Consider the following 16,207-nt stretch of genomic DNA (forward strand, 5'->3'; position numbering starts at 1 on the left):
GCTCAGGTCCCCCGGGGGACCTGAGCGTCTGACACATTGGATCTTCCGCACCACCTACGAAGGAGTAGCTCCTTGGCTTCCGTCGACCTCGCCCCGCGCCTCGGGCGCACCGTGCTCTACCAGATCTACCCGCAGTCCTTCGCGGACTCGAACGGTGACGGGATCGGCGACCTCGCCGGCATCGCCGAGCGCCTGGACTACCTCGCGTGGCTCGGCGTGGACGCGATCTGGCTCAGCCCCTGCTTCGTCTCGCCGTTCGCCGACGCCGGGTACGACGTCGCCGACTTCATGACCGTGGCGCCGCGCTACGGCACGAACGAGGACCTGGCGCGCCTGACCGAGGAGGCCGGGCGGCGCGGCATCTCGGTGCTGCTCGACCTCGTGGCCGGGCACACCTCGGACCAGCACCCGTGGTTCCGCGCGTCGGCCGACGACCCGGAGGACGGCCGGTTCGTGTGGAGCGACGTGCCCGCCGAGGGCTTCCAGCCCGGTCCCGGCAAGCGGGGCGGGTACTACAAGCCCAACTTCTTCCCCGTGCAGCCCGCGCTCAACTTCGGCTACGCCCGCACGGACCCCGCCGAGCCGTGGCGGCAGCCCGTCGACGCGCCGGGCCCGCTGGCCAACCGGGCCGCGCTGCGCGAGATCATGGCGCACTGGTTCGGCCTCGGCGTCGCGGGGTTCCGCGTGGACATGGCGGCGTCCCTCGTCAAGGACGACCCCGGGCACGTCGAGACCGGCAAGCTGTGGCACGAGATGCGCGCCTGGCTCGACCGCGAGTGGCCCGGCCGCGTGATCATCAGCGAGTGGGGCGACCCGAAGGTCGCCGTCCCCGCGGGCTTCCACGCCGACTTCTTCCTCCAGTTCGGCGGGGACGACGACGGCCTGCCGCTGCGCTCGCTGTGGAACAACAACGCGGGCACGGTGAGCGAGTCCTGGGGCGAGCTGTCGCCGTGGGCCGGTGCGGACGGCGCGGGTGACGCCGCCACGTTCGTGCGGGCCTGGCAGGCCGCGACGGACGCCATCGCGGCGACGGGCCGCGGCGGAGTGGTGGGCCTGCCGACGTCGAACCACGACTTCACGCGGCTGGTGGCGGGCCCGCGCGACGCCGAGCAGGCCCGCGTGGCGCACGTGCTCACGATGACCTGGCCGGCCCTGCCGTCGGTCTACTACGGCGACGAGATCGGCATGCGGTACGTGCCGGGCACGCCCACGCTGGAGGGCTCGCGGCTCGGCCCGGCCTACGACCGGGCTGGCTCGCGCACCCCGATGCAGTGGGGCGACCTGCCCGCGGACCCCTACGGCCCGGGCAAGCCCGCGGACTCGGCCTACCTGCCCCAGGACCCCGACCCGGAGCGTCCGACGGTCGCCGCCCAGGTGGACGACGACGGCTCGCTGCTGCGCCTGGTCCGCGACCTGATCGCGCTGCGGCACGACGACCCGCGCCTGGACGCGGCGGCGCCCGTCGAGGTGCTGGCCACGGGGTACCCCCTGGCGTACATGCGCGGCGGCACGCTCGCCGTGCTGCTCAACCCGGGGAGTGCGGCGGTGCGGTTCCCGCTGGCCGGTGCCGCCGGCGGACGCGCGCTGCTCGCCCGCGGCCTGCGGGTGGAGGCCGGCGGTGGCGCCGGCTCCGACGTCGTGCACCTGGACGGTTCCGGCTACGCCGTCCTCGACCTCGCGGGCGCGTAGAGGCAGGACGCAACCCTGGTACGCGCACCGGCCCGGCGCGCGTACCGGGTTAGCCTTGGCCCCGTGGAACTGATCCGGAAGGGCAAGGTTCGCGAGGTCTACGCGGACGGCGACGATGTGATCCTGGTGGCCTCCGACCGCGTGTCGGTGTACGACGTCGTGCTGCCGACGCCCGTGCCCGACAAGGGCGCGATCCTCACCCAGCTCTCGCTGTGGTGGTTCCGGCAGTTCGCCGACCTGGTGCCCAACCACGTGATCAGCGAGGACGTCCCCGAGGAGTGGGCCGGCCGCGCGATCCGCTGCAAGAAGCTGACGATCGTGCCGGTCGAGTGCATCGCCCGCGGGTACCTCGCGGGCGGCGGCCTGGACTCGTACAACGCCACGGGCAGCGTGTCCGGTGTGGCGTTCCCCCCGGGCCTGGTCGAGGCCGACCGGCTGCCGGAGCCCGTGTTCACGCCGTCCACCAAGGCGGACGAGGGGCACGACGAGTACATCTCCGTCGACGAGATCGCCAAGGAGCTGGGCGCCGAGACCACGGACCGCCTGCGCGAGCTGACCCTGGCCATCTACGACCGCGGCGCCGAGATCGCGCGCGAGCGCGGCGTCATCATCGCCGACACCAAGCTGGAGTTCGGGTTCGACGCCGACGGCGTGCTCACGCTCGCCGACGAGGTGCTCACGCCCGACTCCTCGCGCTTCTGGAAGGCGAGCGAGTACGAGCCCGGCCGCGGGCAGTGGTCCTACGACAAGCAGTTCGTGCGCGACTGGTCCTCGACCCTGACCGGCTGGGACCGCACCTACCCGGGCCCCGAGATCCCGGCCGACGTCGTGGCCGAGACCCGCGCCCGCTACGTGGAGATCTACGAGCAGCTCACGGGCGAGACCTGGGGCTGAGGCCCTCGCCTCACTCGCCCCGCGGCTTGAACTTGACCACCTTGTTGTCCCCGGGGCGGTTGAAGTTCCCCTTGAACGCCCAGTTCAGGTAGCCGCCGTCGCCCTTGCGCGTGACCGTCCCTGAGTCCAGCCCCACCACGTAGAAGTCGCCCACCGTGGCGAGGTGCACCTTGCCCGTGACGTCGGGCCCGAACTCGAGCCCGATGTCGCGGTGCCGGACGATGATGTTCTTGTCCGGGAACGCCCTGGCGTACTCGTCGGCCAGCGACCTGCTCTTCTCGCTCCGGCTGCCCGGCACGTCATCGTCGAAGTCGGTGCCCGGGTACGTGCCCTCGTCCCGGTCGTACATCGGGTTGAACCAGTCGCCGCCCAGGCCCTGCTTCACCTTGCCGTTGGTGTAGTAGTCGTCGTCCGGCTCGAACTTCTCGTGCCGGCAGCGGGGGGCGGGCTCGACCTTGACCTTGTTGCCGTCCGCGTCGGTGATCTCGAACGACGACTCCTTGAGCACCCGCTCCTCGTCCGTGGTGATCCACTCGCCCTTGAGCAGGTCGATCCCCTGCCAGCTCACGCCCGTCTCGACCTTCTCCTCGGTCTTGGTGTCGTCGTAGGTCAGCTCGCGCACGTTGCCGTGCTCCTCCAGCGCCTCGCGCAGCTCACCGCCGTCCTCCTGGTCGTCCCGGTCGATCTCGATGTCGCCCTTCTTCAGCTTGCCCTCGTCGTCGCGCGGGAACAGCTCGTCGACCATCGGCGTGAACTTCTCGCGCAGGTCCGGGTACTGGTTGAAGTCGAGGATGAACTCCTGGACGGACGAGGTGCCCTCCTGCTTGTTCTTGCTGTAGCTGCCGCCCGCCTCGAAGCCGTACGGCAGGTCCGTCTCCACCTCGAACCCGGCCTCGTAGAGCGTCGCGAGCGCCTGGTCGTCGATGGTGATGTACATCTGCACGAGGTCGCCGTTCTCGTCGAAGTACACGGTGGTCTTCGTCGAGCCCTTCCACGTGGCGCCGACCCCGCCCTTGCCCATCAGCTTTCCGAGCTTGTCGCTCTTGCCCCACGGCCCGCCCGGCCCGAGCGCGCCGGAGACCAGGAAGCCGCCGATGTCCGTGGACGTGTAGCTCACCTCGTAGAGGCCGTTGTCCCAGAGCCGGTCCTCGACCATGACCTCGCCCTCGTAGCTGCCCTCGGCGCTGCCGCCCGCGCCCACGCCCTTGCCGTCCTTGCTCTTGCCGCCCTTCTGCCCGTCGATCCCGACGTTGACGGTGACCTTCTTGGTCTCGGTGTCCGCGTCGTTGACGACGTGGTGGTCCGGCTCGTCCTCGAGATGGTCGTTGTAGCGGCGCTTCGCCGGCTCGCAGCCGGCCTGGAGCTGGCCGCCGAAGGCCCCGCAGGCGCTGTCCATGCCCGACTTGAGGCCATCGGTCTTCGACTGCCACGAGATCCACTCCTGCGCGTCCTCGACGCTCGTGAACTCGTACGCGGTGTCGCTCGTGACCCCGTCGATCGCGGAGACCCCGAAGGAGATGGGCGAGCCGAAGATGTCGTCGCCGGACACCCCGCCGCCGAACCCGCTGCCCTTGAGCATGTGCACCCGGACGCGTCCGTCACCGAGCCGCTCGATCATCACCGCCTCCGTCGTGCTGAACCGGAAGAACAGGAACGACGTCGTGTGGTCCTCGATGTGGGTGTTGACCTGGACGTAGCAGTCGGGCTCCATGTTGTCGTAGGCCGTCGTGACGCACTCGTAGAGCCAGCCCGACGTCGCGGCGCGCTCCCTGCCGGGCCTCGAGTCCTTGTACGCATCCCACTCGGCGTCACACACGTCCTGGGGCACGGGGAGCCACTTGCAGCCGACGCGGACCTTCGGCGGGTCGAGGCTGACGTCCTCGCTGGTCGGCATCGTCCGGTTGCACTCCTCGTCGTCCGGGTCCTCGCTCTCGTCGCCCCAGCCGGCGGTCACGCAGTCGACGATCTTGTCGTTGCCCTCGCGCTCCAGGCTCTCGTCCCGGCCGCCGGAGATCACCGTCTTCCAGACGTCGTCGAGCTCGGTCTCCGAGACGGTGAACAGGCACGTGACGGGGATCGGGTACCAGACGCAGCCGATCTGGATCACGACCATGGCGGTGTCGTGGTCCTCCTGGGAGACGCGGGACAGCGTGAGCTCGTCCTCGCACGAGGTGTCGCCGGGGCGGTCGTCGTCGCCCGGTCCGCCTGGTCCGTCGTCGTCGCCGGGCCCGTCCCCCGGTCCGTCGACGCAGTCCTCGGGGCGCTCGGGCTGCCCGATGGACTGGACCGCGCAGACGAGCTGGCCGCTCAGGTCCCGGCCCACCGGCGTCGCCGCCGCGAGTACCAGGGCGACCACGAGGAGCAGCAGGCCGACGACGGCCACGTACTCCAGGAGCGCCTGACCACGGTCGTCAGGGCTCGTGTCGGGGCTCTTGTCGGGGACGGTGCGTCGGTCAGGTTTCCCGGGCCGGCGAATCATCCGTCGACTCTAGGAACGGGCGCGTGCGGCGACCAGAGGCCGCGGGCCCACCCGACGGTGGGCCCGCGGGCCCAGTGTCAGTGGCTCGGGATAGCGTGCAGGCCGTGAGCACCTCCACGTCCGCCGCCACCCGGGCCCCGTACCAGGCGACCTTCGAGGAGCTCGGCACGCCCCTGCGGGACGTGACCTTCGTCGTGGTGGACCTCGAGACCACGGGCACCAACGCCAAGGAGGGCGGCATCACCGAGATCGGTGCCGTCAAGGTGCGCGGCGGCGAGGTGCTGGGCGAGTTCCAGTCGCTGGTGAACCCAGGGCAGCCGGTCCCGGCGTTCGTCGCGCGGCTGACCGGTATCACCAACTCCATGGTCGCCACGGCGCCGGACATCGCGCTGGTGCTGCCGAGCTTCCTGGAGTTCGCGCACAACACGGTGCTGGTGGCGCACAACGCCCCGTTCGACGTCGGCTTCCTCAAGGCGATGTGCGCCCGGCTGGACTACCCGTGGCCCGGCTTCACCGTGGTGGACACGGTGCCCCTGGCCCGGCGCCTGGTCACGCGGGACGAGGCGCCCAACCACAAGCTGTCCACGCTCGCCAACCTGTTCCACGCCACCGTCTCCCCCGACCACCGCGCGCTGGCCGACGCGCGGGCGACCGTCGACGTGCTGCACGCCCTGTTCGACCGCCTCGCGCCGATGGGCGTGACGCACCTCGAGGAGCTGGCGACGGCGGCCGACCCGGTGCCGCCCGAGGTGCGCCGCAAGCGGCACCTGGCCGACGGGCTGCCCGACTCCCCCGGTGTCTACCTGTTCCGCGGCCCCGGTGACGAGGTGCTGTACGTCGGCACGTCGGTCAACATCCGCAAGCGGGTGCGCTCGTACTTCACCGCCGCCGAGAAGCGGCGGCGCATCACGGAGATGGTGCGCATCGCCGAGCGCGTCACGCCCGTCGCGTGCGCCACCCCGCTGGAGGCGCAGGTGCGCGAGCTGCGGCTCATCACCGAGCACGCCCCGCGCTACAACCGGCGCTCCAAGTTCCCGGAGCGGCACTCGTGGGTGCGGCTGACCGACGAGGCGTACCCGCGCCTGTCGGTCGTGAGCGGCGTCGTGGCGGGCGCCGCGCACATCGGGCCCTTCGGGTCCCGGCGGACCGCCCAGGAGGCCGTGCACGCCCTGCACGACGCCCTGAACCTGCGCCAGTGCACCGCCCGCATCCCGCTGGTCTCCAAGCGCCCCGGCAGCCCCTGCGCCCTGGCCGGCATGGGCCGCTGCTCGGCACCCTGCGTGGCGACCGAGGGCCCCGACACCTCCTACGCGGACGTGGCCGAGGCCGCCCGCGACGCCCTCACCGGCGACCCCGCCCCCGTGGTGCGCGCCCTCTCCGACCGGATCGCGACCCTGGCCCACCAGGAGCGGTACGAGGAGGCGGGCGAGGTCACGCGCCGCCTGCGCGCCTTCGTGCACGGCGCGCACCGGGCCCAGCGGATCGGTCCGCTGGCCGGGTGCGCCGAGCTGGTGGCCGCGCGCCCGTCCGGCATCGGGGATGCCCCGGGCAAGCCCGGCGGCTGGGAGATCGTCGTGATCAAGCACGGCCGGCTCGCCGGCACCGACGTCTCGGCCCCGGGCACGAGCCCCCTCCCCCTGGTCTCGGCCCTGCGCACGACGGCGGAGCACGTGGAGCCGCCCGTGGCACCCGCGCCCGCCGCGCACCCCGAGGAGACGGACCTGCTGCTCGCCTGGCTCGACTCCCCCGGCGTGCGGCTGGTGCACGTCAGCGACACCTGGGCCTGCCCGGTGCGCGCGGCCGGCGCGCACGCCGACCTGACCTGGGCGTCGGAGCGGGTGCGCGTCGAGATCGGCGAGGGCGCCGAGGCTGATGCGGCAGAGCCCGCGGAGCCCGCCGGAGCCGCCGCGCCCGCGCGTGAACCCGCGAACGGCCGGCACGTGGATACGATGACGGCATGCTGACCGCGATCGTCCTCATCGACGCCGAGACGTCCCGCATCCCCGAGGTCGCGCAGGAGGTCGCGAACATCGACGGAGTGAGCGAGGTCTTCTCCGTGACGGGCAAGACCGACCTGGTCGCGATCGTGCGCGTCCCCGAGCACGAGCAGCTCGCCGGCGTCGTGTCCGACCGCGTGAACAAGGTGCCGGGCGTGCAGAACACCGAGACGCTGATCGCGTTCCGCGCCTTCTCCAAGGCGGACCTGGAGCAGGCGTTCGCGCTGGGGCTGGACGACTAGCTCTTGCTCCCGGGCCGTGGCTCCTCGCCCGGCCCCGTGGCGCCCTCGCCGTCGGCTCGCGGGCCGGAGGTACCCGGACCGGAGGTACCCGGGCCGGTTCGCGGCCCGCTGGTTCGCGGACCGGAGGTGCCCGGCCCGACGCCCGCGGGCGTCCTGGCCTCGATCTGGTCGTGCTCGCCGTGCGAGTGCGCCGCCGCGAGCTCCGCCGGTGTCGCCGGCTCCACGCGGTCCTCGTAGAAGAACTCGGACAGCCGCTGCCACCGGCGGTCGGAACGATAGCCCTTGCGCTTGACGCCGCGGGCGTCCATCGCGGGCTTGATCTCGAGCGGCCGCGGCGAGGTGTGCTGGGTGCGCAGCCATACCTCCTGCGGGTCCAGCGGGGTGTGCACCTCGACGTACTCGCCGGTGGCGAAGCGCACGATACGGCCGGACTCGTGGCCGTGCAGCACCAGCTCCCGGTCCTTGCGCTGGAGCGCGAGGCAGACGCGTTTGGTCACGAAGAAGGCGAAGAGCGGCCCCACGAACAGGAGTATCCGCAGCGCCCAGGTGATCGCGAAGATGCTCAGCGAGAAGTGCGTGGCGATGAGGTCGTTGGTGGCGGCCAGGGCACAGATCAGGAACGCCAGGAACAGCGCGACCGCGACAGCCGTGCGTACCGGCCGGTTGCGTGGCCGGTCCAGCACGTGGTGCTCGCGGTGGTCGCCGGTCACCCGGGCCTCGAGGAACGGCCACGCGAACAGCAGCGTGAACAGGATGCCCGGCACGATCACGGCCGGGATCAGGATGTTCATGGGCAGGGTGTAGCCCCACAGGACCCACTCGAAGCCCGGTCCCGGCATGAGCCGTAGCGCGCCGTCGACGAACAGGATGTACCAGTCCGGCTGGGTGCCCGCCGAGACCGGCGCCGGGTCGTACGGGCCGTAGTTCCAGATGTTGTTGATCGCCATGGTGGCGCCCATGAGCGTCAGCACGCCGGCGATGATGAAGAAGTTGCCGGTCATCTTGGCCACGTACACCGGCGCCGCGGGGTAGCCCACGACGTTCTTGTCGGTACGGCCGCCGCCGGGGTACTGGGTGTGCTTCTGCAGCACCATCAGGAACAGGTGCAGCGCGATGAGGGCGATCAGGATGCCTGGAATCACGAAGATGTGCAGGGTGAACAGCCGTGGGATCACCTGATCACCCGGGAACTCGTTGCCGAAGACCAGGAAGGACAGGTAGGCGCCGATCAGCGGGATCGCCTTGACCACGCCGTCGATGATGCGCAGGCCGTTGCCGGACAGCACGTCGTCAGGGAGCGAGTAGCCGGTGAACCCGGCCGCGAGGGCCAGGATCAGCATGGTCAGGCCGACGATCCAGTTGATCTCCCGCGGCTTGCGGAAGGCTCCGGTGATGAACACCCGGAACATGTGCAGGACGATCGAGCCGATGAAGATCAGTGCCGACCAGTGGTGGATCTGCCGCATGAGCAGACCGCCGCGCACCTCGAACGACATGTGCACGGTGGACTGGAACGCCGCCGACATGAGCTGGCCGTTCATCGAGGGCGGGTACTCCCCCTCGTACCGCACCAGGGCCATGGACGGGTCGAAGAACATCGTCAGGAAGAAACCGGACGCGATCAGGACGATGAACGAGAACAGCGCGATCTCGCCCAGCATGAACGACCAGTGGTCGGGGAAGACCTTCCGCGCAAGCTCCTTCACCAGCACACCGATGGTGGTGCGCTGGTCCAGGTAGTCGGCTGCCTTGCCGACGGCACTCGGACGCTGCTTCTTCGCCACGTCATCACCCCTGAGATCGGCGGCGTGGGCCACTTCCTGACGTCCAGTAGACACCGCGCCGGGCTTCCTTACCACCCTCGACGACGAATCAGCAGGCCAGGACGTGACACGACAGATCCGGCGCACCCCCGTATCGGGGTGCGCCGGATCTGGTCCGCCGGTCAGGCCGCGCCGGCCCGCGGCGGGGTCGAACCAGGATCATGCAGGGTCATGCAGGGGTCTTGCAGAGCCTCGTGCAGAGCCTCGTGCAGAGGGTCACGCCGAGGCGACGACGAGGCCCGCGGTCTGCGTCTTGGCCCGCGCGAGGCGCTCGGAGACGTTGCTCCACGACACCAGGTTCCACCAGGCCTTGATGTAGTCCGGGCGCACGTTCAGGTAGTCGATGTAGTAGGCGTGCTCCCAGCAGTCCAGCATGAGGACCGGGGTGAGCGCGAAGGGGATGTTGCCCTGCTGGTCGAACAGCTGGACCACGACCAGCTTCTGGCCGACCGAGTCCCAGGCCAGGACGGCCCAGCCGGAGCCCTGCACACCAGCGGCGACGGCGGTGAAGTGCGCCTTGAACTTCTCGAACGAGCCGAAGTGCTCGTCGATCGCGGCGGCGATGTCGCCGGTCGGCTCTCCGCCGGCCTCCGGTGCCATGTTCGTCCAGAAGATCGAGTGGTTGATGTGACCACCGAGGTTGAACGCGAGGTCCTTCTCGATCTTGTTGACGTTTGCCAGGTTGCCCGTCTCGCGGGCCTCCTCGAGCTGCTCCAGGGCAGTGTTGGCACCCTTGACGTACGTCGCGTGGTGCTTGGAGTGGTGCAGCTCCATGATCTTGCCCGAGATGTGGGGCTCGAGCGCGGCGTAGTCGTAGGTCAGGTCAGGGAGCGTGTAGACAGCCATTGCTGAGGTACCTCCAGGATCGGTCCGCACACCGGACGGTGCGCAGGGTGGGACGCCGTCCTGGTCGTGCGCCGGTGTGGTGCCCGCCGGGACGGCAATGGCCCGTGTCCCCGGCCGCAGACGCGGACCGGGAGACACAGGCCATCGCTTGGTGTCGCAGGTCGCTCAGTGCTCCCGCGAGGTTCCCGCACCGGCCTCGACGGCCTGGTGCTCGGAGCCGGTCAGCTCGTCGTGCTCACCGTGCGAGTGCGCGGCCGCGACCTCCGCCGGCGTGACGGGCGAGACACGGTCCTCGTAGAAGAACCGGGACAGGCCCTGCCAGCGCTTGTCGGCGCCGTAGCCCTTGCGCTTCACACCGCGGGCGTCCGTCTTCGGGGCGATCGCCAGCGGGGCGGGCGCGTCGTAGTTGACGCGCAGCCAGCGCTCCTGCTCGTCGAGCGGCGTGTGCACCTCGATGTACTCGCCGTTGGCGAAGCGCACGATGCGGCCCGACTCGTGGCCGTGCAGCACCAGCTCGCGGTCCTTGCGCTGCAGCCCGAGGCAGATGCGCTTGGTGACGAAGTACGCGAACACCGGCCCCACGAAGAACAGGACGCGGAAGGCCCACGTGATCCCGTTGATCGACAGCGCGAAGTGCGTGGCGATGAGGTCGTTCGACCCCGCGAGGGCCAGGATGATGAACGCCGTCAGGAACGCGACGCCCAGGCCGGTGCGAGCCGGCTTGTTGCGCGGGCGGTCCAGCACGTGGTGCTCGCGGTCGTCGCCGGTGACCCGGGCCTCGAGGAACGGGTAGACGATGAGGAACGTGAACAGGATGCCCGGGATGACCACGGCGGGGATCAGGACGTTCAGCGGCAACGTATAGCCGAAGATCACCCATTCCGTGCCCTGGCCCGGCATCAGGCGCAGCGATCCCTCCAGGAACAGCATGTACCAGTCCGGCTGGGCACCGGCGGAGACCGGCGACGGGTCGAACGGCCCGTAGTTCCACACGTTGTTGATCGACATCGTGGCGCCCATGAGCACCAGCACGCCGAAGACGATGAAGAAGTTGCCGGTCATCTTGGCGACGTACACCGGCGCGGCCGGGTAGCCCACCACGTTCTTGTCGGTGCGGCCACCACCCGGGTACTGGGTGTGCTTCTGCAGCACCATGAGGAACAGGTGCAGCGCGATGAGCGCCAGCAGGATGCCCGGCACCACGAAGATGTGCAGGGTGAACAGGCGCGGCACGATGTGGTGCCCCGGGAACTCCCCGCCGAAGATCATGTACGACATGAACGAGCCGACCAGCGGAATGGACTTGACCACGCCGTCGGTGATGCGCAGGCCGTTGCCGGACAGCACGTCGTCGGGCAGCGAGTAGCCGGTGAAGCCGGCGGCCAGGCCCAGGATCATCAGCAGGATGCCGACGATCCAGTTGATCTCGCGCGGCTTGCGGAACGCGCCGGTGAAGAACACGCGCATCATGTGCACGACGATCGAGGCCATGAAGATCAGCGCCGACCAGTGGTGGATCTGCCGCATGAGCAGACCGCCGCGCACCTCGAACGACATGTCGAGGGTCGAGGCGAACGCCACGGACATGAGCTGCCCGTGCATGTTCGCCGGGTGCTCGCCCTCGTAGCGCTCCAGCGCCATCGACGGCTCGAAGAACATCGTCAGGAAGAAGCCCGAGATGATCAGCACCACGAACGAGAACAGGGCGATCTCGCCGAGCATGAAGGACCAGTGGTCCGGGAAGACCTTGCGCGCGAACTCCTTGACGGCGACGCCGATGGAGGTGCGCTGGTCGAGGTAGTCCGCGGCCTTGCCGACGGTCGTCGTCGGCTTGGCCGGTGCCTCGCGCTTGGTGTCTTGGGTCGCGGTGCTCACTTCAGGCGCTCCCAGAAGCTCGGGCCGATGGGCTCGGCGAAGTCGTCCTGCGCCACGAGGTAGCCCTCGGCGTCGACAGTGATCGGGAGCTGCGGCAGGCGGCGGTTGGCCGGGCCGAAGACCACGTTGGCGCTGTCGGCGATGTCGAACGTCGACTGGTGGCAGGGGCACAGGAGGTGGTGGGTCTGCTGCTCGTAGAGCGCCACCGGGCAGCCCACGTGCGTGCAGATCTTCGAGTAGGCCACGATGCCCTCGTGCGACCAGGTCTCGCCGGGGGGCGACTGGTCGGCCTTGAGGTCCTCGGGGTTGAGACGGACCATGAGCACGACGGCCTTGGACTTCTCGTTGATCCACTCGTGCGTCTCGCGGAACTCCTCCGTGGTCTCGGGGACCACGTGGAAGACGGAGCCGACGGTCACGTCGGAGGCCTTGATGGGCCGGCCCGACGGGTCGATCGCGAGGCGCGTGCCGGTGCGCCACATGGTGTGCTTGAACTTGGAGACGTTCCAGTCACCGCCCACGGAGCCGATCAGCGGCACGGCGATGGCGAGCGGGAACAGCGCCAGGGCACCGAAGAACGCGCCCTTGAGCATGCCGCGGCGGCCGACGACGCCCGAGTCCTGCAGGCCGTCGTTCAGGTCCTTGACCGCGATCGCGCGGTCCTCTTCGCTGGTCGCGAGCGGGTGCCGCTCCTGGACCATCTCCTTGTCGCCCATCAGCGACTTGGCCCAGTGGATGCCGGCGATGCCGATGCCCAGCAGCGACAGGGCGAGGCCGAGACCGATCAGCAGGGTCGAGAGGCGCACGCCCGAGGTCGTGCCGTCCGGCGGGACCATCACGTAGGCGACGATCGAGCCGATCGTGCCCAGGATCGACAGGACGAACAGGAAGGTGACGGTCCGCTCGGCGCGCTTGGCGGCGCGCGGGTCGGTGTCGGTCAGCCGGTGCTTGTGCTCCGGGACGCCCGGGTCGGCGAACCGCTCGACGTCGGTGCCAGCCTCCGGGGTGACCGTCACCTCGTGCGAGGTGTCGGCACGGTTGTTCTGGTTCTCGCTCACGAGGACTTCGCTCCGATCCACACTGCGGCGCCGATGAGCAGACCGAGGCCGATCGCGAAGGCCCAGAGGCCTTCGGACACCGGGCCGAGGGCGCCGAGCGCGTTACCGCCGGCCGAACCCTCGCGCTGCTCGACGAGGAAGGACACGATGTCCCGCTTCTCGTCCGGCGTGATGTTCGCGTCGTTGAACACCGGCATCGACTGCGGGCCGGTGAGCATCGCCTGGTAGATGTTCCGCTCCGACGTCTCCCAGAGGGCGGGTGCGAACTTGCCCTCGGAGAGTGCGCCGCCGGCGCCCACGGCGTTGTGGCACATGGCGCAGTTGGTACGGAACAGGGCCATGCCGTTCGAGGGGTCGCCCTGGGTGGCGTCGACCTGCGCGTCGGTGGGGATCGCCGGACCGGCGCCCAGCGAGGCGACGTAGGCGGACAGCGCGGCCGTCTGCTCCTTGTCGAACTGCGGCGGCTTGGCCTCGGCCTGCGGGCCGTTCATCTGCATCGGCATGCGGCCGGTCGACACCTGGAAGTCGACGGCGGCAGCGCCGACGCCAACCAGGGACGGCACGCCCTCGGTGCCCTGGGCGTTCGCGCCGTGGCACGTCGCGCAGTTGGCCTGGAACAGCTTCTTACCGGTCTCGATGTCCGCGGTGCTGACGGTCTCGGCCTTAGCCGTGCTCGGAGCCAGGGCGGCGTAGACGCCGCCCGTGGTCAGCAGCGCCAGCAGCAGGAGAACGACCGGCGCCAGCCGGTGGTGCCTGCGGGCGGCGAGTGCCTTCACGAAAATTTCCTCGTCTCGCTGTGAGTGTTGAGCTTCTGTAATGAACCTGTGCCACCGCACGTGGCCGGTTGGGACGGCCGCCCGACGGGGCGGCCGCGCGACCGGTCAGCGCAGCAGGTAGATCACCGCGAACAGCGCGATCCACACCACGTCGACGAAGTGCCAGTAGTAGGACGTGACGATCGTGGTGGTGGCTTCGTGGTGACCGAAGCGCTTGGCGGCGAACGAGCGACCGAGCACGAAGAGGAACGCGATCAGGCCGCCGGTCACGTGCAGGCCGTGGAAGCCGGTGGTCATGTAGAAGACCGAGCCGTACGGGCTGGACGAGATGGTCAGACCCTGGTGCACCAGCTCGGTGTACTCGAAGATCTGGCCGCCGATGAAGAACGCGCCCATCAGGTAGGTCATGGTCAGCCACTCGTGCATGCCCCAGGTCCAGAACTGGAAGAGCTTCCCGGAGCGCGACGGCTTGAACTGCTCGGCCTTGAAGACCGCCCACTGGCAGGTGAACGAGGACAGCACCAGGACGATCGTGTTGATCGTGGAGAAGGTGATGTTGAGCTTGTCCGCCTGCAGCGCCCACTCCTCGGCCGGCATCGTCTGCCGGACCGTGAAGTACATCGCGAAGAGCGCTGCGAAGAACATGAGCTCGCTCGCGAGCCAGACGATCGTCCCGACCGAGACCGGGTTGGGACGATTGACTGTCACGTGCTGGTGCGTGGGGGTGGCTGCAGCCGTTGCGGTCGACACGACAGCCATTATGGCCGACGTTCGGGTGTCCCGAACGCCGAACCGTCACAGACGCTCGCGTCGAATCTCACAAAGTCCTCCCAACGCCCCATCCGGGCCGTCACTTGCTGACGCGATTCCACAGAGTGCCATGAAAAGGGCGCGGACAAATCTGCCGTCCGGCCTGGGTCTGTGCCACGATCGACGCATGACCGGCATGACGACGGATGTGACCAGCGCAGGTGCGAACGGTGCGGCTTCCGGCAGCACGACGTCGAGCCCGCGAGTCCTCCTGTACAGCGACGACCGCACGGTGCGCGAGCAGGTGCGCCTCGCCGTGGGCCCGCGCCTGCACGCAGGCGCCCCCGAGATCACCTGGGCGGAGGCCGCCACGGCGACCGCCGTGGTGGACAAGGCAGACAACGAGACGTGGGACCTGCTCGTCCTCGACGGAGAGGCCGACCAGACCGGCGGCATGGGCCTGTGCCGCCAGCTCAAGAACGAGATCTACGAGTGCCCGCCGGTGCTCGTGCTGACGGGCCGCCCTGCGGACGCGTGGCTGGCGACCTGGTCGCTGGCCGACGGCGTCGTGGCGCGCCCGCTGGACGCCGTGAAGGTCCAGGAGGCCGTGGCCCACCTGCTCGCACCGTCGACGGCGGGGACCGCGTGAACCTCGAGGCACCCACCTGGTCCGGCCTGCTCGCCGGGCTCATGACCGGCACGGACCTGAGCCAGGAGGAGGCCCGCTGGGCCATGGACCGGGTGATGACCGGTGAGGTCTCCCCCGTCCAGCTCGCGGGCTTCCTGGTGGCGCTGCGCGCCAAGGGCGAGACCGTCGACGAGCTCGCGGGCCTGACGCACTCCATGGTCGAGCACGCGACCCGTATCGACGTGCCCGGGCCCTCCGTGGACATCGTCGGCACCGGCGGCGACCGCGCGCACACGGTGAACATCTCCACGATGGCGTCCGTCGTCATCGCCGGTGCGGGCCTGCGGGTCGTGAAGCACGGCAACCGGGCGGCGTCGTCGTCGTCGGGCAGCGCGGACGTGCTGGAGGAGCTGGGCATCCGCCTGGACCACACCCCGGAGCGGGTGGCGCAGATCGCGCGCGAGGCCGGCATCACGTTCTGCTTCGCGATGGTGTTCCACCCGTCGATGCGGCACGCGGGCGTGGCCCGCAAGGAGCTGGGCGTGCCCACGGCCTTCAACTTCCTGGGGCCGCTGACCAACCCGGCCCAGCCCCGCGCCGCGGCCGTGGGCTGCGCGGACGCGCGGATGGCGCCCCTGATGGCGGGCGTCTTCGCCGAGCGCGGCAAGTCCGCGCTCGTGTTCCGCGGCGACGAGGGGCTGGACGAGCTCGCGGCGACCGCGGGCGCGACCATCTGGGAGGTGGCCGACGGCCACGTCACCGAGCACCGCCTGGACCCCGCCGAGGACCTGGGCCTGACCCGCATCAAGGTCGAGGACCTGCGCGGCCAGGACGCGGCCTACAACGCGGGCGTCGCGCGCGCCGTCCTGGCGGGCGAGGCCGGGCCGGTCCGCGAGACCGTGCTGCTCAACGCGGCCTCGGGCCTCGTGGCCGACGGCTCGCTGCCCGGCACGGGCTCCGGCACGCTCGTGGAGCGGCTCACGGCGGGCATCCGCCTCGCGGCCGAGGCGGTGGACACCGGGGCGGCGCAGGCCACCCTGGACCGCTGGATCGCGGCCAGCCGCTGAGCACCCCCAGCCGAGATAGAACCCTGGCGAGACAGAACCCTGGCGAGATAGAACTGGGGCCGGAGCACTGATGAGTGCTCCGG

At 70.2% G+C, this 16,207-nt stretch carries 13 protein-coding genes; 6 read left to right on the top strand and 7 right to left on the bottom strand.

Annotated features, from left to right (window positions below):
• Window positions 1-72: 72 nt before the first annotated feature.
• Window positions 73-1,689, top strand: a complete 1,617-nt coding sequence (locus tag ACFU5G_RS22520; RefSeq protein ID WP_377249802.1) for an alpha-amylase family glycosyl hydrolase — start codon at window positions 73-75, stop codon at window positions 1,687-1,689.
• A 15-nt stretch (window positions 1,690-1,704) separates the two neighbouring features.
• On the top strand, window positions 1,705-2,583 hold the full coding sequence (locus tag ACFU5G_RS22525) for a phosphoribosylaminoimidazolesuccinocarboxamide synthase (RefSeq protein ID WP_377249822.1): 879 nt from the start codon (window positions 1,705-1,707) through the stop codon (window positions 2,581-2,583).
• Between the two features lie 10 nt (window positions 2,584-2,593).
• On the opposite strand, the gene ACFU5G_RS22530 is transcribed toward ACFU5G_RS22525, so the two are convergent.
• Window positions 2,594-5,062, bottom strand: coding sequence for a hypothetical protein (locus ACFU5G_RS22530; RefSeq protein WP_377249804.1), 2,469 nt, complete (start codon window positions 5,060-5,062; stop codon window positions 2,594-2,596).
• 95 nt (window positions 5,063-5,157) lie between these two features.
• Here ACFU5G_RS22530 and ACFU5G_RS22535 point away from each other — a divergent pair, with 95 nt between their 5' ends.
• A complete protein-coding gene (locus tag ACFU5G_RS22535; protein ID WP_377249806.1) occupies window positions 5,158-7,026 on the top strand; it encodes a DEDD exonuclease domain-containing protein in 1,869 nt (622 codons plus the stop codon).
• Window positions 7,020-7,301, top strand: coding sequence for an Lrp/AsnC family transcriptional regulator (locus ACFU5G_RS22540; RefSeq protein ID WP_020014308.1), 282 nt, complete (start codon window positions 7,020-7,022; stop codon window positions 7,299-7,301). Before ACFU5G_RS22535 ends, ACFU5G_RS22540 begins: the two co-directional genes overlap by 7 nt.
• Here ACFU5G_RS22540 and ACFU5G_RS22545 read toward each other — a convergent pair.
• The 6 genes from ACFU5G_RS22545 to ACFU5G_RS22570 all read right to left on the bottom strand — a co-directional run bounded on the left by ACFU5G_RS22545 (window position 7,298) and on the right by ACFU5G_RS22570 (window position 14,438).
• Window positions 7,298-9,085 (bottom strand): cytochrome bc complex cytochrome b subunit, encoded by a 1,788-nt coding sequence (locus ACFU5G_RS22545; protein WP_377249808.1) that lies wholly within the window; start codon window positions 9,083-9,085, stop codon window positions 7,298-7,300. The two genes, ACFU5G_RS22540 and ACFU5G_RS22545, sit on opposite strands and share 4 nt — an antisense overlap.
• Before the next feature lie 255 nt (window positions 9,086-9,340).
• Window positions 9,341-9,970 carry a superoxide dismutase gene (locus ACFU5G_RS22550; RefSeq protein WP_020014306.1) on the bottom strand — a complete coding sequence of 210 codons (630 nt, stop codon included), beginning with the start codon at window positions 9,968-9,970 and terminating at the stop codon, window positions 9,341-9,343.
• Between the two features lie 165 nt (window positions 9,971-10,135).
• Window positions 10,136-11,845, bottom strand: a complete 1,710-nt coding sequence (locus tag ACFU5G_RS22555; protein WP_377249810.1) for a cytochrome bc complex cytochrome b subunit — start codon at window positions 11,843-11,845, stop codon at window positions 10,136-10,138.
• Window positions 11,842-12,903: a Rieske 2Fe-2S domain-containing protein gene (locus tag ACFU5G_RS22560; RefSeq protein WP_377249812.1), complete on the bottom strand. Its 1,062-nt coding sequence runs from the start codon at window positions 12,901-12,903 to the stop codon at window positions 11,842-11,844. The genes ACFU5G_RS22555 and ACFU5G_RS22560 overlap by 4 nt, the downstream gene beginning before the upstream one ends.
• A complete protein-coding gene (locus tag ACFU5G_RS22565; protein WP_377249814.1) occupies window positions 12,900-13,679 on the bottom strand; it encodes a c-type cytochrome in 780 nt (259 codons plus the stop codon). Before ACFU5G_RS22565 ends, ACFU5G_RS22560 begins: the two co-directional genes overlap by 4 nt.
• A 105-nt stretch (window positions 13,680-13,784) precedes the next feature.
• Entirely contained in the window at window positions 13,785-14,438 is a 654-nt protein-coding gene (locus ACFU5G_RS22570; protein ID WP_051109390.1) for a heme-copper oxidase subunit III, read from the bottom strand.
• A 178-nt stretch (window positions 14,439-14,616) separates the two neighbouring features.
• Here ACFU5G_RS22570 and ACFU5G_RS22575 point away from each other — a divergent pair, with 178 nt between their 5' ends.
• Together ACFU5G_RS22575 and trpD are read left to right on the top strand one after the other, a co-directional pair.
• Window positions 14,617-15,078, top strand: a complete 462-nt coding sequence (locus tag ACFU5G_RS22575; protein ID WP_377249816.1) for a hypothetical protein — start codon at window positions 14,617-14,619, stop codon at window positions 15,076-15,078.
• Window positions 15,075-16,124, top strand: coding sequence for an anthranilate phosphoribosyltransferase (gene trpD / locus ACFU5G_RS22580; RefSeq protein WP_377249819.1), 1,050 nt, complete (start codon window positions 15,075-15,077; stop codon window positions 16,122-16,124). Before ACFU5G_RS22575 ends, trpD begins: the two co-directional genes overlap by 4 nt.
• Window positions 16,125-16,207: the final 83 nt, after the last annotated feature.

It is taken from the genome of Promicromonospora sp. NPDC057488 (genome assembly GCF_042802395.1).
Taxonomy (GTDB): domain Bacteria; phylum Actinomycetota; class Actinomycetes; order Actinomycetales; family Cellulomonadaceae; genus Promicromonospora.

Excerpts from the sequence above, each read along its gene's own strand:
- ACFU5G_RS22550 (WP_020014306.1), bottom strand. The coding sequence starts at position 9,970 with ATGGCTGTCTACACGCTCCCTGACCTGACCTACGACTACGCCGCGCTC.
- ACFU5G_RS22575 (WP_377249816.1), top strand. The coding sequence starts at position 14,617 with ATGACCGGCATGACGACGGATGTGACCAGCGCAGGTGCGAACGGTGCG.
- ACFU5G_RS22530 (WP_377249804.1), bottom strand. The coding sequence starts at position 5,062 with ATGATTCGCCGGCCCGGGAAACCTGACCGACGCACCGTCCCCGACAAG.
- ACFU5G_RS22570 (WP_051109390.1), bottom strand. The coding sequence starts at position 14,438 with ATGGCTGTCGTGTCGACCGCAACGGCTGCAGCCACCCCCACGCACCAG.
- ACFU5G_RS22540 (WP_020014308.1), top strand. The coding sequence starts at position 7,020 with ATGCTGACCGCGATCGTCCTCATCGACGCCGAGACGTCCCGCATCCCC.